Origin of the sequence: Candidatus Lokiarchaeum ossiferum, from assembly GCA_025839675.1 — an archaeon.
Classification (GTDB): domain Archaea; phylum Asgardarchaeota; class Lokiarchaeia; order Sigyniarchaeales; family Promethearchaeaceae; genus Lokiarchaeum; species Lokiarchaeum ossiferum.
Genome location: CP104013.1, coordinates 2,079,989 through 2,102,550 on the forward strand (window position 1 = coordinate 2,079,989; position 22,562 = coordinate 2,102,550).

The 22,562-nt window shown below is 34.0% G+C and carries 14 protein-coding genes; 9 read left to right on the forward strand and 5 right to left on the reverse strand.

Annotated elements, in window-relative coordinates:
• Nucleotides 1-106: 106 nt before the first annotated feature.
• Nucleotides 107-2,200 carry a hypothetical protein gene (locus NEF87_RS08520; protein WP_457919451.1) on the forward strand — a complete coding sequence of 698 codons (2,094 nt, stop codon included), beginning with the start codon at nucleotides 107-109 and terminating at the stop codon, nucleotides 2,198-2,200.
• A 92-nt stretch (nucleotides 2,201-2,292) separates the two neighbouring features.
• A complete protein-coding gene (locus NEF87_RS08525) occupies nucleotides 2,293-4,197 on the forward strand; it encodes a hypothetical protein (protein ID WP_457919452.1) in 1,905 nt (634 codons plus the stop codon).
• Nucleotides 4,198-4,263: 66 nt separating this feature from the next.
• On the opposite strand, the gene NEF87_RS08530 is transcribed toward NEF87_RS08525, so the two are convergent.
• Both NEF87_RS08530 and NEF87_RS08535 read right to left on the reverse strand, forming a co-directional pair.
• Entirely contained in the window at nucleotides 4,264-5,037 is a 774-nt protein-coding gene (locus tag NEF87_RS08530) for a nucleoside phosphorylase (RefSeq protein WP_457919453.1), read from the reverse strand.
• 70 nt (nucleotides 5,038-5,107) lie between these two features.
• The gene (locus NEF87_RS08535) at nucleotides 5,108-7,009 is read right to left on the reverse strand and encodes an acetate--CoA ligase (protein ID WP_457919454.1); all 1,902 of its coding nucleotides are present in this window, start codon (nucleotides 7,007-7,009) and stop codon (nucleotides 5,108-5,110) included.
• 137 nt (nucleotides 7,010-7,146) lie between these two features.
• On the opposite strand from NEF87_RS08535, the gene NEF87_RS08540 reads away from it, so the two are divergent.
• A complete protein-coding gene (locus tag NEF87_RS08540) occupies nucleotides 7,147-8,412 on the forward strand; it encodes an L-lactate MFS transporter (protein WP_457919455.1) in 1,266 nt (421 codons plus the stop codon).
• Between the two features lie 37 nt (nucleotides 8,413-8,449).
• Here NEF87_RS08540 and NEF87_RS08545 read toward each other — a convergent pair whose 3' ends face one another.
• Nucleotides 8,450-9,790 (reverse strand): U32 family peptidase, encoded by a 1,341-nt coding sequence (locus NEF87_RS08545; RefSeq protein ID WP_457919456.1) that lies wholly within the window; start codon nucleotides 9,788-9,790, stop codon nucleotides 8,450-8,452.
• 165 nt (nucleotides 9,791-9,955) lie between these two features.
• Here NEF87_RS08545 and NEF87_RS08550 point away from each other — a divergent pair, with 165 nt between their 5' ends.
• The 4 genes from NEF87_RS08550 to NEF87_RS08565 all read left to right on the forward strand — a co-directional run bounded on the left by NEF87_RS08550 (nucleotide 9,956) and on the right by NEF87_RS08565 (nucleotide 17,062).
• Nucleotides 9,956-12,532: a hypothetical protein gene (locus tag NEF87_RS08550; RefSeq protein WP_457919457.1), complete on the forward strand. Its 2,577-nt coding sequence runs from the start codon at nucleotides 9,956-9,958 to the stop codon at nucleotides 12,530-12,532.
• Between the two features lie 205 nt (nucleotides 12,533-12,737).
• Nucleotides 12,738-13,769 (forward strand): hypothetical protein, encoded by a 1,032-nt coding sequence (locus NEF87_RS08555; RefSeq protein ID WP_457919458.1) that lies wholly within the window; start codon nucleotides 12,738-12,740, stop codon nucleotides 13,767-13,769.
• A 521-nt stretch (nucleotides 13,770-14,290) separates the two neighbouring features.
• Entirely contained in the window at nucleotides 14,291-15,223 is a 933-nt protein-coding gene (locus NEF87_RS08560) for a 2-oxo acid dehydrogenase subunit E2 (RefSeq protein ID WP_457919459.1), read from the forward strand.
• Nucleotides 15,224-15,844: 621 nt separating this feature from the next.
• Nucleotides 15,845-17,062: a lactate racemase domain-containing protein gene (locus NEF87_RS08565; RefSeq protein ID WP_457919460.1), complete on the forward strand. Its 1,218-nt coding sequence runs from the start codon at nucleotides 15,845-15,847 to the stop codon at nucleotides 17,060-17,062.
• Here NEF87_RS08565 and NEF87_RS08570 read toward each other — a convergent pair.
• Entirely contained in the window at nucleotides 17,059-17,532 is a 474-nt protein-coding gene (locus NEF87_RS08570) for a hypothetical protein (protein WP_457919461.1), read from the reverse strand. The genes NEF87_RS08565 and NEF87_RS08570 overlap by 4 nt on opposite strands.
• Before the next feature lie 162 nt (nucleotides 17,533-17,694).
• Between NEF87_RS08570 and NEF87_RS08575 the strand changes: the two genes are divergently transcribed.
• Both NEF87_RS08575 and NEF87_RS08580 read left to right on the forward strand, forming a co-directional pair.
• On the forward strand, nucleotides 17,695-19,059 hold the full coding sequence (locus NEF87_RS08575) for a hypothetical protein (protein ID WP_457919462.1): 1,365 nt from the start codon (nucleotides 17,695-17,697) through the stop codon (nucleotides 19,057-19,059).
• Between the two features lie 70 nt (nucleotides 19,060-19,129).
• Complete coding sequence (locus NEF87_RS08580) at nucleotides 19,130-20,686, forward strand: hypothetical protein (RefSeq protein ID WP_457919463.1); 1,557 nt, start codon at nucleotides 19,130-19,132, stop codon at nucleotides 20,684-20,686.
• A gap of 38 nt (nucleotides 20,687-20,724) precedes the next feature.
• On the opposite strand, the gene NEF87_RS08585 is transcribed toward NEF87_RS08580, so the two are convergent.
• Entirely contained in the window at nucleotides 20,725-22,560 is a 1,836-nt protein-coding gene (locus NEF87_RS08585) for an alpha-amylase family glycosyl hydrolase (protein WP_457919464.1), read from the reverse strand.
• Nucleotides 22,561-22,562 lie beyond the last annotated feature (2 nt).

Consider the following 22,562-nt stretch of genomic DNA (forward strand, 5'->3'; position numbering starts at 1 on the left):
CATTAACTTGGGTTTTTTTTTGCACTCTTTCTTAAAACAAAATATTTTGTTCTATGATTCAAATGGAATCTTACTACTATTTGGATTTAGTATTGGAGCTGCTTGCATGGGAGAAAAAGATGATGGTCAAATGGAGTTAAATTCAGAAAATTTTGACTTGAGTCAACTGGAACAACAATTCTTACAAGAAGAACAATCGGAATCACTAGTTCAACAGCTTCAAAAGACAATTAGGGACTTAAACCAACAAATAGAACTCCAACAGAAACATATAGAAGAATTAACCAATTATGATCAAGTTTTGGTAGAGAAAAATGTTCAAATTAAATCCCTTGAAGATAAATTGCACCCATTAAAGACAAAATTGAATAAGCAAAAGAAACAAATTTCTCAGATAAATGAATTGAAAAAAAAAGTTGAAGAGTTAACAAAAAAAAATTCCAAATTAGTTGCTGAATTACGACTATACTCCACACCACAAGCTACTTTACAAGATAGATATAAATCCTTACAAATTGAACACTCTAAAAGAGAAGTTAAAATAAATTCGTTAGAAGAACAACTTGAAAAGTATAAAAAAGAATCAAAAAATAGTTTTGAATTACAAAAACAAATCAAAATACTGACGACTGAGATTCAAACTCTCGAAAATGACACAGAGTTGAAGAAACTTCATGAAAAATCTCATGTTTTATCCCTAGATTTAGAAAAATTAAGAGCAGATAATCTCCAATTGCAACAAAAATATGACCATCTATGGAAGGAACATGTTGAACTAAAAAATAATTTAGAAACACGAACTTCTTTGAAAACTACAGAAAATGCAAATATAGTTTCAGAATTAGAAAATCAAATTAAATCTATGCAGATATCTTGTGAGAAGAATATTAAGGAAAATGATAAATTAAAAGCGGATAAATTATCATTGAAACAGAAAAATTCAAAGTTAGAACAATCAATTTTTGAGAAAGAGCAAGAATTCAAGGCAATTCAAACTGAAAGTGCATCTCAAATAGAGCAACTTAAAAGAGAAATTGAAGAAAACCACAGTTCACGCTTTCATTTGGATGCTCAAATTCAACTTAGTAAAGAAGAAATTAAAAATCTAACCCAAAAGATAGATGAAAATAGAGAAAAATTTGAAAGCGATCAACAGGAGCAGAGTAGATTTTCCCAAAAGATGCAAGAAAAAGTTCAAGAGCAAGAAGAAAAAATTCATCAATTACAAAGCAATCTCTTGTTAACTATGCGGAAATATGATTCGGAAATTGAAAAATATCATATTAATATTTCAAACTTGGAATTAGAGAAAAAATCTTGCATTGAAAATGCAAAAAACAAATTTGAGCATGAAATTCATGTAATGAACGAGAGTTTGGAATCTAAAAAGAGAGAAATAGAAAAAAATTTTAGAGAGCATAAAATAAATATTGAAAAAATCAATCAAAATCATGAAAGAGAGAAGAAAAAATTAACAAAATCAATTTCAGAAAAAGATAGACAGATCTTAGAACTTCAAAACAAATCTCAAGAAAAGCAAGCATTATTACCCCAATTCAAAGAAAAAATAAGTATATATGAGGAAGAAATTCAGAAATTAAAAGATTACCAAACAAGAAGTGCAGATGAATCAAAAGAGATCCTTCAAAATCTAAATCGTCAACTTATGGAAGAAAAAGAAACAAATAATAAATTAAATCAAACGATACTCGAAATCCAGACACATTTTGCATCACAATCTCAGTCTTTTGATATTAAAAGGGAAAAAGAAATAAAGAAGATAGAAAAACAAATTCTTACCCTCAAAAATGAACGAAAAATCGATCAAAATAAAATATTAGAAGGAAAACAAGAGAATTCGAAATTGAAAGAAAAAAATTCAGATTATGGTAAAACGATTGAGAAGTTGAAAACGGATTTGGAAGACTCTCAAGCAAAATTTAATAATTTTAAGAAAAAATATGAGCCTGCAATAAAGAAATATCAATTAATCACGGAAATTTCACAAACCCATGAGAAAAAACATGCAGTTAATGAATCATTTTTTTCAGAAAAAATTTCAAAATTGAAAGACGAACTTATAAAACTCAAGAAAATTCAACATTCTTTACAATCTTCACAAGATATGGAAGAAATGAATTTGGAAATTCAAAAGTTGAATAAAAAAATCACCAACCTTCAGAATTTTTTATCTAGATAGTGCTTGCTTTTGTATTGAAATAAATATTTAACATTGGGAATTAACATATATCATAAGAATAAGAATTACAAAGCGGGAAATGGGTAAAAAAGATGGAAGAAGAACAGAACAATCAGTACAATAATCCGGTAGAGGAACAGAATCAACAAGAAGAAGAAGCAAATAAACCCTCTGAAATAAATTCAGAAGATAATACATCAATTGATACCATAAACGAAGAAGTAACAATTTCCCCAGACAAGTCTCCTTTTAACACCCCATTACAAGATAATGCATCAGAAATGCAAGAATTAAAAGAACGAGTGGAACGTAGAAATACAAAGATCAAAGAACTTGAAAATGAAATCAAGGATCTAATATTAGAGATAGAAAAACATAAGAACGAAGTTGACCGATTTTCCGAATTAGAACAAAACAATAAAGAAATTACAGAAACAAATTCTACTCTACGTCAGCAGATTTTGGAAAATGAATCGGAGCTTTCAATCAATCAAAATGAATTAAAATTATTGCAATCAAGAGTTAGTTCTCTTCAAGAAGAACTGGAGAATAATCAACATATCTTGAATGATTTTCGGGAAAAAGCTGAAACATATCAAGATTTGGAAGAAGAAAATCTAAAATTGGCCACTGATATGGAGAAAATTTTAGAAGAAAAGCATGAACTCCAATCTAAAGTGTCTCAAATAACTGAAGATTACGATATGTTGCAAAATTTTCTTACTCAATCAAAAGAAAATTTATTGGGAATTGAAAAAGAAAATGAAGAATTACGGCACAATAAAGAGCAATTAAATTCTCGAATTTTGGAATTACAAGAAGAATTAGATTTAAAAAAGCAAGAATGCATCAACATTCGAGAAGAATCATCTAAAAATGGGGAAGATGTGGATTTAGTTTCCCAATCCTTCAATGAAAAACTTAATGAAAAAGAAGTTTTAATTGACGATTTACGACAGGAAATTCGAGATTATAAAGATAAGATCGCATCCATGGTACATAAAGAAGAACTTGAAAAAATTCAAGCGGATCTATCAGCTAAGGATAAACAGTTAAGTGCTTGGGAAGAAAAATATTCAGAAAAGTCACGCAATTTAGAGAAATTACACCTTGATGTTGAAACTGAAAAAACAAAACTTCGCGATAAAATTGAAGAGTTACAGACTCAATTATTAGACACTCAAGAATTAAAAGAAAATATGAGTGAAAAGGAAGAGGTAATTAAGGATTTTGAGAAACGGGAAGAAGAATTTCATGAAGCACTAATGGATAATCTCAGGATCCAAGCGGAAAAAGAAGATTTAAATGATAAAATAACGGAATTAATCGATCAAAAAAGTGTTTTATTTGAACGCATCAATGAGTTGAAAAATCATGATCGAGGCCATATTGCGATCATCCGACGACTGGAAGCAAAAGTGGCTGATTTTGAGAAAGAAAAACAACAAGAAAACAAGTCTGAAGAAGAAATACTCAAAGAAAACATTGAAAATGATTTATTAAAACAAAGAATTGAAGAATTAAATACCGAAATAAGCGATCAAATAGTAAAAGCTTCGGAAGCCGTGGGCAGATACGAAGTAACCAAAGACCAAATTGAACAATTGAAGCATCAAGTCAAAGAGGTTACAGATAAATACGATTTGATTAAGCAAGACATGGAACGATTGGCACGAAAAGCGAGAGAAGAAAAAGAAGAACTCACAGTTAAATTGCAAGAAACAGAACAAAAACTCAAAGATACAGCTGAAAAGATGTCACAATTGGAAGACGAGCTGGAACAAGCAAAATCAGGAGGACAATTAAAAGAACAAGTTGAAACTCTAAAACGTGATTTAGAAGAACAATCTGGTATTGCAGAAAGCTTGGCAGATGATATGTCCAAATCAAATATTGAATTGCTGATGGCTAAGAAAGAAACTACCCGTTTAAATGAAGAAATTGTTGGATTAAAACGACGGATTAAATTACTTAGAAGGGATCTCTCCCAAAGATAATAATTATTCTTTTTTCTATTTCGTTTTAATTTTACATGACCGAACAAAAAATTTTTGAAAAAAGATTTAAAGGAGAGTAGTTGCGATATCTGCTGCAAGCCAAAACAATTTTTCATGGAATCCCATGGATTTCATAAGATTGCGATGATCCCATTCCAAGCCACTTACATCATCCCCCGCACCTAAAATATAACCTAATGAAACACCTCGAAAATCGGCAACAGCCGCCAATGCAGCCGCCTCCATTTCAACGGCAACAGCCCCTTCTTCTCGCCGAAATTTTACCTTTTCAGGTGTTTCACGATAAAAAGCATCGGTAGTCCATGTTTTTCCTTGAAGATATTTAATATTCTTTTTGTCCAAATAAGATTTTATGACTGTTTGCATGTTCGGATTAATTGCAATTTCACGACTGGGAGGAAAATAGTGGTAGGATGTCCCGTCTTCCCGAATAGCAGAACTAGGGACAATCAAATGATCTGCTGGAATTGATGGATCCAACACACCACAAGATCCCACAGCAATTATCTTTCTACAACCCATTCCAATTGCAAATTCGAGCATACTTGCCGCAAAAGGTGCCCCTAAACCTGGAGTAACCACAGCAAGAGATTTTCCTTTATGAGACATTTTATATAGAGGCAGCGGATCAAGTACCAATGATTTTTCATGACCAATTTCATGTAAAATGTTCTGATCAACCAAATTATTTATAACTTTCTTATAAAAGGGAAAAATACAGACTTCGGGAGTTTCAACACCTTTAAAAAAATGGTCAGGATTGATTATCGCTTTTTTTTCTGGATCAAATTCCAATATGGGAAATTCTTTAGGCTCCATTATAATTAAATTACCAAATCGTTTCTAATTCATAAATTTTTCAAAGAAATTAAAAAAAAAAAAAAGTATGTTATTTTAACAAAGGTTCTATGGCTTTACGAACTTCTTCGACCGATGCTCCATCTTCAATAGTGGAAATATCTCCGATATTTTTTCCCTCTGCAATAGATTTTATAATTCGACGCATAACTTTTCCAGATCTCGTTTTAGGCAATCTACTGACATTCAAGATCTCTTTTGGGGTAGCTATTGGCCCTATACCTTCCCTAATTAACAACCTCATTTCCTTTTTCAATTCATCGTTGAATACAATGTCTTCTTTTAATACAACTAAAACTAAGGGCGCTTGTCCTTTTACTTCATCAATAATACCGATAACCATATTTTCGGCAACCGCAGGATGGGAATTTAGTAATTCTTCAATTTCACGAGTTCCTAAGCGATGAGAAGCAACCTTGATAACTTCATCGGCCCGACCTAATACATAATAATAACCATCAGGATCTACGATGGCATAATCCCCTGTATAATACATATCTTTCCCAGGAATTACTTTCCAGTAGGTATCTATGAAACGTTGATCATCACCATAAACCGTCATCATGAACCCAGGTGGAGTGGGTGGATGAGCAACCAAAAATCCTTTAACATCAGGATTAACACGATTACCTTCTTCATCTACAACTTCAAGATTCCATGTCCAAGTAGGGAAAGATGGAGAACCCGCTTTGATTGGAAGATTATCAACACCAACAGGATTACATAAAACGGGCCAGCCAGTTTCGGTTTGCCAATAATTATCCACAATATCGATCCCCTTTAAAACATCCTTAACCCAATTATAGGTAGGTGGATCTAAAGGTTCACCCGCTAAGAAAAGATAACGTAGTTTGCTTAAATCATGCTTGGTAATATTTTCCTCAGGATATTTTCGGAGTACTCGAAATGCCGTAGGGGAACTGAAAACAACGTCCGCCTTAACTTTCGCCATGGTTTCAAACCAAATACCTGTGTTCTGTTCACCGCCTTTCCCATGAATCGGCGTTCCATCGTAAATAATACTTGTGAGTCCGGCAATAAGGGGCCCATATATGGTATAACTATGACCTACAACCCACCCAATGTCCGAAGTCGCGAAGTAGACAGAATCATCCTTACATCCATAAAGTGAAAAGATCGAATAATAGAGAGCAACCATGTAACCGGCAGTATCTCGAAGAGCACCCTTAGGCTTGCCCGTCGTTCCCGAAGTATATAAAATATATGATGGATCATCGGATTTTAAGGATGTACAATCAACCTTCTTGATTGGACAAGAAGCTAATTCTGTTTTCCAATCCAGATCTCTATCATTAATAGGTATATAACTTTTTATTTTAAAATCTACCACCAACACTTTTGGCACTTTAAAACTTGCGATATCCACGGCATCATTAATAATAGATTTCAGATCTGTAACTTTTCCAGCACGCTTGCTTCCATCAGCACAGATGATCAGTTTAGGTTTAGCATCATCAATTCGCACAGCAATAGATTCTTTACTAAATCCTGCAAAGATGATAGAATGTATTAACCCAATTCGTGTGCACGCAAGAGCTGCCACACAGGCTTCAATCGACATGGGAAGATAGATTATAACCCGATCTCCTTTTTTTAAGCCCAAATGTTGGTACAATCCCGCCACTTCATTCACTTGTTTGAAAAGATCTTCATAAGAAACTGAAGTTGAAACTTCGTCAACAGGATTTTCGTAAATAAAAGCGGATCGTTTCGCGTGATCACCGGTAGCCCATCGATCTACAGCGTTGTAACAGATATTAGTTTCTGCTCCAGCAAACCATCTATAAAATGGTGGATTTGATGAATCTAAGACTTTATCCCATTTTTTAAACCAATGAAGATTTTCGGCAATTTCACCCCAGAAAACCTCTGGTTCTTCTATGGATTTCTTATACAATTCTGAATAACCCATGGTATATTCCTTTGTTAAATAGTTTTTTAAAGTTACTTACCTAATGTAGAAAATAACTATCAAAAATCAATATTTTCTTGGAAATTATTGCCAAAAAAAGCTAAATTTACCAAAAAAATCGATGGTGAAACAAGATTATGGATGAAAATCAATTACAAGCCAAAAAAATTCAAAATAGGTGGCTAGTTGTTATTGCAGCAGTTATTCTCGAATTAGCACTTGGTGCGATATATGCTTGGTCAACATTTGCGAGTTATCTAAAAACGGAAGAAAGTTGGACCAGCTCAGAAACACAATGGGTATTTTCTGCTGGGACATTAGCTTTGGCTATTGCTGTTATTTTTGCTGGTAAATTAAATGAAAAATTTGGACCCCAAAAACTGATTATTTTAAGTGCTATCGTTACTGGATCGGGATACATTTTGGGAGGGATATTACCCTTACGCCCCATTTCGATAATTTTAACTGTAGGACTGATTGGTGGAGCAGGTATTGGAATTGCTTATGCTTTACCAATAAGTGTTTGTTCAAAATGGTTTCCTGACAAAAAAGGTTTGGTAACAGGTCTCGGAATGGCAGGTTTTGGCACAGGATCATTAATTTGGCAATATTTATTACAAGGTGTGTTTTATGACGCAGTAGGAATCTCATGGACTTTTATCATCTATGGAATCTGTTTTATAATAATGATTATGTTTTCTTACTTCTTCATCTATAATCCTCCTGAAGGATACACGGTGGCTGGTTATGACCCAAGTTTAGCAAAAAATGCGAGTGATACCATGGAAGAAGTCAATTACGAAAGAAAAGAAATGCTTAAAATGCCCCAATTTTATTTTTTGTTTTATACCCTTATGGTAGGCTCAGGCGCAGGACTAATGGTAATTGGAATTTCTAAAATATGGTCTCAACAAGTATTAATTAGATTAGAATACGAAAATGCTGCCGCTATTGCAACATTTGCGGCAGCCGTCATCTATCCCCTCTTTAATGGGCTGGGAAGAATAGTTATGGGATGGTTCTCCGATAAAATCGGCTGGAAGTTATCCATCATCATCATGGATAGTGTACAAGCCATAACTTTTTTCCTAATGGCCATTTTAGTTCGGTCACCCGCGACCTTATATATTGGAATGGCAATCATTGCTTTTAATTATGGTGCGAATTTTACAGTATTTCCAATGGCCACCGGAGGTGTTTTCGGACGAAAATATCTTTCTGCCAATTATGGATGGGTATTCTTTTCCTTTGGGATTGGGGCTATTTTCGGCCCTCCTTTGGGGGGATATTTTAATGATATAAACCTACAAGTGACTGCTTTTATTATATCAGGAATCAGTTTGGTGATTGGCGTGCTATTAACATTTCTGATTAAACAACCCAAGAAACCATCTTCAAACTAAGGTTATTTTATCCAATTCACCAAATAAACAACTTTTTTTATTTCAAAGTATAAGTACTTTTTCTTTTCTTCCCTTTTCCTCGGGGTGCTTGGTAAGTCTCTTCGGTAAATTTATAGATAGCATCAATATTTTTATCGTTAGTGGGGCCATCTAATTTTGTGGTAATAAGAATCGGTTTATTTTTGGTAGCTTTAAGTGTTTGTTGGATAGATTTCCCATTCATCTGAATATCCTGGATTTTTTGTGTAAAATAAGTCTCATAGCCTTTTTCTGTACTCATAATGATAACTTCATCCCCAACTGATAAGGTTCCATTTTCCAATTTAATTTTTGCGACATGACTCCGAAAAGACTCTTGAATCCTTCCCATTTCAATATAACGGAAATGGGAAACATTTGCAGGACTATTTAGCTGAGAATCCTTGGCAGTAGCCATATTAAAATAGAACCCAGTAGTAAAGCCACGATTATACACACGTTTTAATTGGGTAATCCAGCGATTTTTTTTTTGCATTTCTTTGAAATCTCCTGCGAAATAAGCATCTATGGCTTCCCGATAGCACCGTGTAACCGTTTCTACATAATGTGGATGCCGCATTCTGCCTTCAATTTTAAAACTTTTTAAGCCCGATTCTATCAGCTGTGGAACATAATTAATCATGCAGAGATCCCGGGAATTGAAAATACGTTTTCCATTATAAATAAATTCATGACCACTTTGAGAAGTTAACTTCCATTCGCCACGGCATGGCTGAGTACAAAGGCCACGATTAGCCGATTGCTTGTTAGAACAAGCGATCGTTTGCGAAAGATAACAGCGTCCTGAAATAGAACTACACATGGCTCCATGCATAAAGGCTTCAATTTCAGCAGTTTTCATTTTAGGGACAATTTCTTTAATTTGATTTAAAGAACATTCCCGTGCGAGTATAATTCGCTCTGCCCCCAAATCTTCATAAAATAGAGCTGCTTCAGAATTGGAGACATTACATTGTGTAGAAATATGAAAAGGGATCCCTACTTTTTTGGCGATTTGAATGGCAGCGAAATCATGGACAATAACTGCATCTATTCCAGCATTTTTTGCCGCTTGAATTACTTTCTTCAACTGACTAAGTTCATTCTCATAAACAACTATATTAACAGTCATATATGCCTTTCGAATTCGATGATTTTTGTCGATGGGATTATGACATAATTGAGCTATGCGAGGTAAAGAATCGAGAGTAAAATTATCTGCTTTCATTCGCATATTGAAGCTTTCAATTCCAAAATAGACCGCATCCGCATACGGTCCTGAAGCTTTTAGCGCCATAAAATTTTTCGCGGGAGCCAATAATTCCACATTAGAAGGAGGAGAATGATTCTTAATTGACATTATGCTCGATATTAAAAATATTTGGTTAAACTTAATGGTTTGGATTAAGATTGATTTTCAAATCTCCAATGAGAATAAATTTATTAATAAAAAAGATCAAGGAAATGGTTATACATTGATTTCTTTTGGTTTTTCAGAAAAAAAGGAATCTTTGGATTGATAAATATGAAAAAATACAATTTACTCTTTATCAGCACTATTATGCTACTAATTCTAAGCGCAATAATGCAACCGACATTGATTACTGCAACATCCGCAGTAAACGCAGATAATGTTTCCACAACACAAGTGTCTTTGATAGATACTGGCAAAAATGATTCATATTCTCGCTTAGCCATCATCACTCAAAATAATGCACTTAATGAAATATGGGTAGAAGGGAGCATTCCTGCAGAATTTACCTTTACAACCAAACAAAATGCAACTATAGGAACACCATCCACAGTAACAGACACCAGAGCTTATCCCTACGCAATAGGTTATGCAGGAGGTTCATCAATGAGCAGTCTTACGGATCCTTGGAACAATGTTGACTGGTTGCACATTGATAATATTGAAGACATTCCAGATGATGAAGCTTCCTTCAATATTTCAGTTTCTAAAAATGTTCTTGGAACGATTTCACCAGGTTCTTCAGGAATGTTTCAAATAGACAATCCAGATATACAAATGCTCGAACTTTATCTTTCTGTTAATAAACCTGGAAATTACATTTTATATTTTGATGAAGATGCAATTTCAACAATCTCCCCAATCCTATCCTATTTAGTCGATCCACAAGGAAATGCAATTGGAGAATTTGGAGGTTCCTTACCCACAGTTGCACCAAGTGGTGAAGTCGCCAGGGATTATTTTATTTTTACCACAGAAGAAACTGGGGAGTTTATTTTCCATTTTGCAGGAGCAAAGAATCAAATCTCTTTTGATTTCCAAATGATTTCTCCGATGAATAAAATTAAATTCGGGGATCAATATTCATATAAAGATGCTGAAGTTACCGAAGTAGGACCAGATGTCATCCAAGGTGCAATTTCTGAAGAATTTGTGCATGTATACAATTTAGATGTATCAGCAGGACAATATTTACACCACAATTTTGATCTTCTCTGGGGTTCAAGTGGCAGTCCAACAATATTTTTGGCAACTCCAACACCTTATGGATATTCGTACAATACCATAGATACGACCGGAGACGATGATTACACATTTATCCCCTTCGATGGAACTGCTTATTTAATAGTTATAAATCAAAATTACTATGAATGGAATGCTGCAGGACCTATCCGAAACTTACTATATTATGTTACAACTTTTGATGAAGTTACCCAATTTGAAGATTATTCTTTGGGAGAACAAAAAGTGATCAAAATTTCACCATCACCAGGTCGGACTTTTATTAAAATTGAAGTCAATAAATCTGAAATGATCCATTTCTCAGCAGAAGATGTTGATGGAACACCACTCTTTGGAATTCTAAATGGAAATCCCGATCTAACATTTTTATATAACGATCCAAAAGAAGGAACAAAGTATGTTCCAGCTCTCGCAACTGCAAATTCTCACTCTGTTTACATGTTCCATCCAGGAACATATTATGCACACATTGATCACCCCGGAAACTCTTTAAATTCAGTATTTCTAGAATTGACCTCTCAAGAATTTACTATTAGCAGTTCAGTTGATCATACTGAGAAAACAGTTGCTGATCCAGATCAAATCATTTCAGATCTTTCCAATGTGGAGTTCAATGCACTAGATTTTGACATTGAAAGTGGTGCAGAAATGCAACCAGTTATATTTCCACTTTCCTTTTCAGATTTTGTGTATGATTTGGAATACAACATTACACTTCAACGGTCGGACAATAGCAACATTGCGGGTAAAAACTTACGTTTCGAATTATTCGCTGGAATTATACAAAAATCACAGTTTAATAATTTAACTTTCACTAGTTTAGCCCCTATTGTAGACCAGGGAACAATCACATTATCTTCCGTAGAAGATAGCATTAATCCAATAAGTGATGTAGCCACCATGGATAGTAATTTATTTTTGATGGGAGATATGGAAGGTTACTTTTTTATGTGGCCTTATGATGTAGAATTACATAATGGTTCCGAATTTTTACCCTATGATGAAACAGATCTAACATTCAGAGTAGGTACTAGTGACGAAAATGATTTTATCAAGCAAGAGACATTTACAGGAGCTGAATTGGTAGACACCCAATTAAATGATATAGATTACACTACATTGAATTACAATCTGCAAGGAGAATTGGATACAACAAATTATGATAAAGTTTTAATATTTATCAATGAGACCAGGATGTACGATTGGTGGCAATTTGCATTTAATTATGAGAACGCTTTCCTAATTGGAGATGCTTTAATCTATGATAATATTTGGTTGGATAATTCCGGACCAAATACAATAAACACGGATGTAAAGTATATAGGTTTTTCAAACCACTCATATGAATGTGGAATTGTTCCTTCAACATATTGGATTTTAATTGAAGCGACTCCTCTCGTGGGAGATGTGATCAATTATAACATCAATATTGCCCGATATAATATAACCGCGTTTCATACACCAATAATCGAATATGATAACAAACAGACCATCGGTCAATTTTTCGCAAATCTTCCAAGTTGGGCGACCTATGCGGGTATTGGAGGCGGAGTTCTTATAATTGGAGTAGTTGTAATTACTGTGATAAAGAAGAAGAAGGCCATTTAAACAATCTTTAAGAAAAGAAGTTCGATAATTCTTTTTATCTTTTTTCCCTCTTTTTTTATTTTTTGTTTTGTTAATCGATATGTTTCCTCTAACAACAGAGAGTTTTCAATAAAACTTAAACAATTAAAGATTTTTCCGACATTTTTGAGATTTTAGGGTCAATAGATAAAATAAATAAATGGATAAAATAAATAGTTAAAATAGTATGACTTTAGATTGGACTTTTTCTTTTATTGAACTCGTGGACAACCGTCCAAAACTGCAAATGGTGAGTTCATTTCGGAATGGGAAAGCCCAATTGTTAGCAACACGCAAGAATTTCCCAGAAGTTATTCATCAGATGGAATCTGTGATCACTCTTCTCACTTACATCGCTTATTTTCCAAATAAAGATTTTACTAAAATTAAGCTCGATACTTCAGGTAATCATTATGCTGTTCATTTTTTGGACAAACGATACATTGACAAAGGTTTTTTAGGAATTATCTCAGTTAGCGAATATGACACTCCTCTAACCTATGATTTCTGGGGAATCGAAGAAATGATGGCAGAATTTGTTTTCGATTATTATATGGATCTTAAACAGTCCTTTGAAAATGAATCATTTAACATTTCGGAGTTTCAATCATGGCTCTCCACAGAAATCAAAGAATTTTTTGTTGAATGGTATGATGCAAAGAAAGAGTTTCGAAATGCTCAGTCAGATCCTGAGAAGCAAACATATTTTGAATCAAATAAACATAAAAAAGCAAAGTCGTTTGAACAATGGTGGGATTTGCAGTTAATAAATGAATATGGTGCCCCACTCACCGACATGATCTCTTTCATTGACGATTCATCCTTTTTTGTAGCAGAAGAAGCGGAACAAACCAACCAATCATTGGAATCAATGTCTTTATCTGCTTTAAAAATATTGATTGACCAACAAGGCGGATGGAACATAAAATACCTAAAAAATCGTCTCAATAATGAAATGGGATATTCATACACATTTTTCTGTAAATTCACCGTCCGTGACATCAGATACTTATTAATTATGAATTCAGCCATCTACGATTTACAATCTGAAACTTGTTTACAAGCTTTTCGAGGAAATGAATTCGAGTTATTAGATCTAATTGCAAGTAAAATGGAACACCACACCATGTTTTTTACGGAAAATGGCCAGTTAAATGTGGAAAATAAAGAGCTCATTCAACAAATAATTTTAAATTATGTTGGGAAAGTTTACAAGTGATACATTTTTTGGATTGATAACTATTTCTAATTATGGGAAGTACGAAAAGTAATCATTAATCTCCATTTTTCGGTATTTTTGGCGCAATTTTGAATCATTTAATAAAAATTTATGGAATTCTTAATAAAATTTAAAAATAAGAAAAACATCATCTATGTATATAGGCTAGCAAAAAAAACATCGGAAAGATATCCAACTTAATTCAAGAAAATAGCATCCGACAAATTAGAGACTTTGGGTTTTCTAATTGAGGTCGAACTTGCTACATTCAAACAAGAGGGGTTAATGGGGACACTTCGCTTTCTGCATGGAAAGGTTTGCTTTCCTACCTTTATTTTTCTTTTTGAAATATATTTTCCGAACAATGGTAGAGACATTTTACAATATTTCTTTACTGATATGTGTTGAGTAATGTTTTTCTTTGAACTAACTCTACATATCTTATATTTGAGAAATATGATCAAAAACGTGTACTTCATCTTAATTTCCACGCAAATATGATCAGTTTTTAGGTGAAAAATATGACATCTCAGGACTCTGACAGTGACACACAACTTAAAACCTCTGCAACATCGCAAAAACGCGCTCACAAGGAATTAAATTCCACCACAGAAATGCACTTTACCGATCCACGAGGATATAAGGTTCAAAAGATCTCAAAAATGGCTCGACTAATAGATGAGTACACTACCTTATCCAAACAAAAGAATTTGATATGGTCTACGACTGAATGTGATATTACCGAGGCTCGTCAAAAAATTAAAGCTTACAAAGATCGTACCGGGGAATCGATTAGTTTTACTGCATTTTTGATCACAGTATTTGCTCGGGTTGTAGCTAATCATAAAAATCCAATGAATGCGATTCGAAAAAAGAAGAAAGAATTATATATTTTCGAAGATGTCGATGTTTTAACCAATATTGAACGAAAACTTCCTGATGGTACAAAAAAACCAGTCAATTACACTATTCGGAAAGCGCAAACCAAAACATTGAAAGAAATCAGTGCAGAATTACGGGAAGCCCAAAAATCAAAAGTAATCTCTGCAACGAGTGGAAAACAGTCTTCACTAATGAAAAAAATATCAAAGAACATCCATAAATTCCCAAAATTTATCCGTAAAATGATTTTAAACTTCTTGTTTTCATCTCCAACATTTAAAAAGAATTCCATGGGAACGGTAGGTGTAACCGCCGTAGGAATGTTTGGATCTGGTTTAGGTCACATGATTCACTTAACACCTCATACGATCAGTTTGGGGGTTGGAGGTATGGATGTACTCCCCTTTAATGTCAACGGAGAAATCGTTAATCGCGATTTAATTGCGTTAACCATTGCAATGGATCATGCAATCATAGATGGTGCACCAGCAGCCCGATTTTTCCACGATTTACGACAAATGATTATGTATTTCTGTCATGACGCCGAATGGTGTTTTAAATCGTTGGAATAAAGGATTTTTTTATTTTTTTGTCGGTATGATTTAATATGTAGATCATGATCGTTGTCTATATATTAGATACAAGGCTCGATTCTCTAAAAAGATCATCTATTTAATTCGATAGGTATTGTTCATAAAAAAAAGGAAAGAAGTTAATAAAAAAGGAGTTATTGGGACACTTCAATTAAATTAACGTTTTTCGCCTTAAAAAACCTTTTTATTGGAATAATTTTGAAATATATTCAAACACTTCATAATTTATAAGCAAACTTGATTTAAAACAAAAAATAACGTTTTTGGAGACCATCTCTAAAATTGTTTAAGAATAAGACAATGCAATATTATTTTCAAATCCAAAATTGAAGAAAAAAAATTGTAAGGTAAGGCGCCCCACGTGCCAGAAAGCCGAAGTGTCCCGGAAACCCCTCTTTTATAGTTTAACTTAGAAGACCGCACATTTTCATGATTTTTTCTTGCTAAACTGAAAGTTTCACCGAAATTTCCATTCTGTTGTGTTGTCCTACCTTAATACAGAAATGTGTTGTCATCCTTTAAAAGTCTTTTTTTGGCCCACGGATGAATGAAATTGGAAAAGTGAGCTAGATTTTATTTCTTCACGATTTACTATTGAATGTGGAAGAAAAATCACTCAAATCATCGATACTTTCCTTAATTTCAGAAGAATATAACCCTTCCAATGTTATTTCAACGCAAATCTCTTCGCCGAAATATATGTCAAGAAGTGAGATTTGTGATGTTTTACAGAGGATAGCACCTCTTGAAAAAGATACAGTGATAATAATTAATGATCATGATCGATCCACACCCACAGCAACAATAATCCATTATTTAAGAGAACTCCAAAAAATCCCATTCCCCGTAACTTTCTTTGTAGCAACAGGAACTCATTCCCCAACGCCTTTAACAGCTGCCCAAAAATTATCTGATTGGAAAGAAGGAGATAAATTAGTTGTTCACAACTGTGATAATTATAACCAGCATACTTTCGTTGGGATTACCTCCCGAAAGACCGAGGTTTGGGTGGAAAATTTAGTTGTAACTGCAAAAAACATCCTCACAATTAATAGTGTTGAACCCCATTATTTTGCTGGATTTACGGGGGGCATCAAATCGATAATACCAGGATTAGCCGCCAGAAAAACAGTAGAACAAAATCATCGTTGGGCAATGAAACAAGAATCACAAATTTTAGTTACCGAAGGTAATCCTTTATTCGAAGATTTATGGGAAGCAGGGAATTTGTGTCGAGATCTATCTCAAATTCAAACAATTCAAATGATAAATCATGGAGAACAAATCAAGTATTTAGCGGTCGGTTCTTTAAAATCTGCATTCAATTATGCAAAATTGGCAGCTTTAGAATTTTTTGGATTCTCGATGACGGAAAAAGTAGATCATATAATTTCGTTTGTTGCACCTCCATTAGATAGAACCCTATATCAGGCCCAAAAATCTATGGAAAATGTAAAGAAGGTTTTGAAAGACGGGGGAACTTTTCTATTAATTGCAGTATGCGATGACGGTATCGGAAACTCTAATTTCTTCCAACGGTTCTTGAGTTATGATTCTCCCCAATCTTTGATTAAGAAACTTTCCTTTAAACAGTATAAATTCGGGGATCATAAAGCCTTTTATTGGGGAAAGTTGGCCGATCGAGCGCAAATTTATTATATGGGGGATTTATCCGATGAACAAATCCAGACCGCATTTATGAAAAAAATTTCTTTAGATTATTTAACAAACCTTTTAGAGAAATGGAATAAAAAAAAAGAAACACTTCTTGTCGATGTAGCAGGTGGATTTACATCGTGTTATGTGAAAAAAGATTAAGGAACCATTTTTTTATCTTTCGAGATATTTGGAACTACTTTTTTAGAATCTGGAGAACTCCATTTTTTCAAATAGTCTTCATAAGTAGCCATAATTCCATCAATATCAAGATCTTTTCCTTCTTTGATACTTTGTAATCCCATCAAAAGCATTTTTGTTTGAGTTAAAGCAAATTGCTGACCTTTCATATCGCTAGTCAATAAAAAACGATGAGTCATTTCATTACTTTTCCGCTGATCTTGGGTCGATATATTCCATTTATCTAATAAATATCCCGCAAATATTGTAATTAACACGAGTAGCGGAACAAATGCAATAATATATTCGATTTGGATTTCATATTCAGCCTTGACTAACATTAAGGCAGTAATGCTCGTCATAGCGAGTGTGAGATAAGACATGGCTAATTTAAAACGAGAGATCTGTTTTCCAATAAAATTAGATGTGATTTTTTTTTGTTGTTTAACCATAAGCTAGAAGCGAAATGAGGCTTTTTAAATTCCTTGATACACTGAAAGAAATCCATTAATACACGCTATAAAAAGGAAGACTCTTGGCCCAAAAGATCTGAACTTGTCTTTTTTTTGCAATAGCTGAATTAATTAATTTCCAACCCTTAATTTAGTGTAATAATGGCTGAAATACCTACAGATGATACGAATAATTCCCCAGAACAACAAACAAATGATGCCTTTTCCTTAGTGTTTCGTAAACCTATTGATTCAAAAATAGCAGAGCAGCTAATTTCAGACCTTCTAATTGAAGATCTACCAAGATACCAGATAAAACATCCAACCATGACAATAAACCCAATTTATCATGCTAATGGAGATTTATTGGCTATTGATTTTGGTATTCCTTTAACGAAAGCACTGAAAAGACAAATTGGAGAAGTTATCAAGTTAAAATACTACAAAATCACAGGAATTGATCCATCTACAGAAAAAGAGAGACCAATGACCTTCACAGATCTCTTAGGTACATATCGGATAAAATTGACCCGAATATACATTCCAATATTAATTTGCATTGGAATATCCACATTTTTAGCGTGGTTAACATCATTTCCCGCTGATGTAGAAATAAATGGAGCTACTTTTCCAGATGAAAATAATGCAGCAGAAATACTTCTCAATGGGCTTATTCCCGTCATATTAAGTGCAGTTTTCATAACAGTGTTGTGGTTACTAATCAAAAAATTTGGAATAATCGTGTTTAAAGTAATAATGGGCATATTAGTAGTCTTCTATACATGGTATGGAATTTTGTTTTTCGCAACTATTCTTGGAGGAGTTTTGCAAAAGAGCCTTCCCGTAAACCTCGGATTGGTCATATATATTGCCTATCTCGTAATAATTATTGGTTCAGCCATAGTATTACTTATTATGGGATATCTATTTTTCAAGAATCGCTTAGGAGTAAAGCAAAAGAACATTCTTGTCTTACTTTATGGTATTTTTATGGGAGGATTAATTGGTCTTTATTTTCCAATGTGGACTACATTTTCCTTTGCTATTTTTCTATCAATTTGGGATTTAATCACCGTGTTTAAAGGACCCTTAGGAAAAATTGCAGGAATGTTACAAGAAGGACAAGCCCAAGCCAAAGAAAACCTCGATAATCAAGTCGCCAGAGGTGAATATACCAAAGAGGAAGCTCAAGAAATTAGTCAATTTTCTTCTTTACAAAATCAAGATATCCCCGATGAAGAACTCAAAGATCATTATAAAGAAATGGAAATCGAATTGGGATCAGGTGACTTGATATTATATTCAGCACTTGTGGCAAATGTTTTTGTAAACACCCTCAAAGCAACAGAATCACTCTTCCATACATGGATATCCACCATTTTTGTTATTGTGGGAGTATTAAGTGGGGCAGCATTAACCATTTATCTCTTAATAACAAAACGGAGAATGTTACCGGCTCTACCTTTTAGCATGTTCTTTGGAATAGCGATGTTCTTTATTTCAAAATTATTTTTACTTCTCTTCTAATCTTTTTTTACGACTCTTTTGATGTTTTTTTAGGATAATATTTTTATTATTAACGGCGAAAGTTCTTTCTATGAACATTTTGTTGAATTTTCATCTGCAAAATTTATATCCCTACGAAAATCAATCCATTCGAGAAGAATTTGCCTTTAATCAAACATTTGGTGAAATATTAGAGATCATTTTGAATAAATACTGCCCTAAATTAACTCTTGATCAGATTGCCGTTCTTTCTGATAAAAATTACATTTTTACTTTCGGAGATCTTTCAAAAACTTTAGGGGAGATTATGGGAACACATCTGACTGATTACATTCTGAAACCTCGGCAAGAAGTAAATGGTCCAAATTTAATGGGATTATCGGATATTCGACTTAAAAATGCGATTTCAGATGAAATTTCATTAGATCAGAATGAAACATTATCAATTGCTGAAGAGCTCGAGGCGGATAATATACTTTCTATGGAGGATCGAAAGGATTCTATCCAAAAAGAAAAAATTAGCTCAAAACCTTCAACATCCCCCTCTTTAGAACCGATTGAAAAGGAGAGCGATAAACTTATGCCTCCAAGTCCACCTGGTGCACCTTCTGAAATACTCTCAGAATTTGGATCAGCAGGAGCCGTACCTACACCTCCATCTGCACCTAAACCAGCCCCAAAATCGGAAGCTCCTTTACCCCCACCACCTCCAACAATTGCTGCACCAATTCAAGAATATGAATCATCCTTAGACTTAGATAGAGATTCGACTCCAAAATTTCGATCTAAGAAGAAGCAAGCAAAGAGAGCAAAATCTTCAAGTAAATCGTTAACAAATCGTGAAGAATCTAAAAGGGAATCAATAGATTTCCTCGATGATTCTGAATTTCCCGAGAAAGTAGAAAGCGAAGAAGAATTGAACGAAGAATTTGCAAAATATGATGAACTTTTAGAACAACCAATGGAGAAGAAAAAAGATCCAACAGTTTTTCATAAAAATATCGCAATAGACTATTTCAGTGTCATGAATCCGGAAAAATATTATCCCATGGTTATTAATATTGCTGATCTTGAACAGATGGTCAAACAAGATCAAGAAAATATATTAACAGGAGAACGAAAAACTCAAAAGAAAGATGCAATGGAAGTGGCACTATTGAGTCCGATTGTTACGGTTGTTCCTATATTTCCTGGCTGCAATGTGACACCTCCCTCAATTCAAACAAACTTTGAAAACCCTGAAGATGAAATTACATTCTATATTACTCCTTTAGTTAACGACGATTTGGATGAATGCAAGATCAACTTTGTGAATAGTGAGAATCAAATTGTTCATTCTGTTCCAACTCCATCTAAGGTTCAAGACCCGAGATATGCACGGACGGTAGCCCTCTACGGAACATTGGCGAGTGTTATCCCCAAAATACTTATTATCTTCGGAATAGAAGTTGATAACCTTATTAATGCCTCCACTATCAAACCTTTATTAGAAAGTTTGGTAGGTGCCATGTCTTTTACGAATCTTATTGGATATTTTGGAATTGGTTTGGCCCTTGTTATCAGTGCGATTATTTATTTCACACGCAAACCAAAATCGGTCTTGAGACGTTATAAACTACAAGACTTGAGACGGAAGGCAAAAATTTGAAACAAAAAGACTCAAATACCCGAATTTTAGTATTTTTTTTAATATTTATTTTGAACATAGAGAAGATATTCATTTGGTTTCAGTGACCGGTTTAAACAGGGTTCTGTAACCAGCATTTTTGCCCCAAGGAGAGTAAGTTGATAAATAGGAGTATTAAAATCGAGGTAATATTTCAAATCGGGAATATAAATTGGATTTGAGATTTCCCAATCCTTGTTATAAATCAAGAACATTTTTTGATCTTCCATCATCGAAGATTTCTGGAGAAGTAAGATTCCTTGATTGTTATATTCAAATTGTTTTATTGGTCCATCTTCATTTAAACATCCCCATTGCTTTTTGAACTCATTTATTAAAGCAATATCTTGTGAAATATCAAATTTCTTGGGACCCCAATCTTCGGGAGTGGTATTAACAACATCAGTTTTCTTTTGAAATCCAAATTCATATCCGCTAGTTATCATCACACCTGCGGAAAAAAATGCGGAGAATAAATAACAAAAAATCTGAGTATCCTTTCTTCCACCAGTTTCCCATGCAAATCGAGGAGTATCATGATTTTCGGGAAAACTTACTGAAGGAGCAAATTTTCGGAAAGCATTATACTGCTCTAAACACCATGGAGCGGTAAAATCCCACCATTTCACACTGGTCGTAATAAAATCCATGCCTGCTTTTTCAACCTCCAAGTATTGATCCATGGTTGCACCTAAAGTCTCAGCCCAAAATACAGCATTAGGATAATTATTTTTCACATAAGAAATGAACTTTCGCCAGATTGGAGTGGGAACTTGGTAGGCAGCATCACAACGAAACCCATCAACACCCATTTTTAAATTGAAATCAAGAAAACGACAGAAATAGGACTCAATTTCAGAATAATCCGGAGAATTAAAATCAATTTCAGCTAAATCACCCCAAATTTGGAGCTCCTTCGTGTTATCTGGATTCACAGCATAAGCGTTAGCAACATCCCAAACAATTCTGAATTCGTCTTCTGGATATTTCTTAGAACTAGGTTTTTCATCTTTATCATAAAACATAACAATTGCATCGGATTGCTTTTTTTTCACAATCCACTTCATCTTGTACCATGTTGGATGCTCTTGGACCATATCAACAGCAGTATGGTTTATTACCAAATCTACCATGACTTTAATACCATTCTCGTGACATTGTTCAATAAAAGTCTGAAAAGATGTCCAAGTTTTTTGATCTTCAACTGATTGAGCAAAAATGGGATTCATAGTAAAATAATCTTTAATGGAATAAAGGGATCCAGAAAATCCAACGTTATTTAAAGGATTAACATAAATCCAGTTAAATCCCATTTCTTTAATGTGAGTTAAGTGATCCTTCCATTTAGAAATTTGACCAAAAAGGCGAGGAAATAAATTATAGATACGCGGCCCCTCAAGATTTAGGGTAGTTTTTTGTCGTTGAGCCTTCTCATAGAGATCCAAAGCTAAGTTCATTGATTTGACGGCCCACACTGCACAATGATGATTTGCTTTAGGAAATTTTCCCAATGCGAGTAATACATCTTGAGCATTAATTTGTCGGGCATCTTGAACTGAAATCCCATCGATCATCTTCGCCGTCTGGGACGCAGCAATCCCCGAAGTAGCACAACCTTGAAGATCATAAAAAGCTTGTGTAATTCTCCCTTCAGAAATATCCAAATACCATGTAATATCATCATCACATGAACTCTTCATGGAACTTGTAAAAACGGTCTTGCTCTCGGGCAAAACTCCAAGATGAAAGGGATTTTTCGATAACGAGAGAGAATATTCGGAAAAATCCTCCAAATCTTTAGCATCAACATACTGTTGTAGATCCGCAACAAGATCATCAAAATCTTCATGGTTCATTA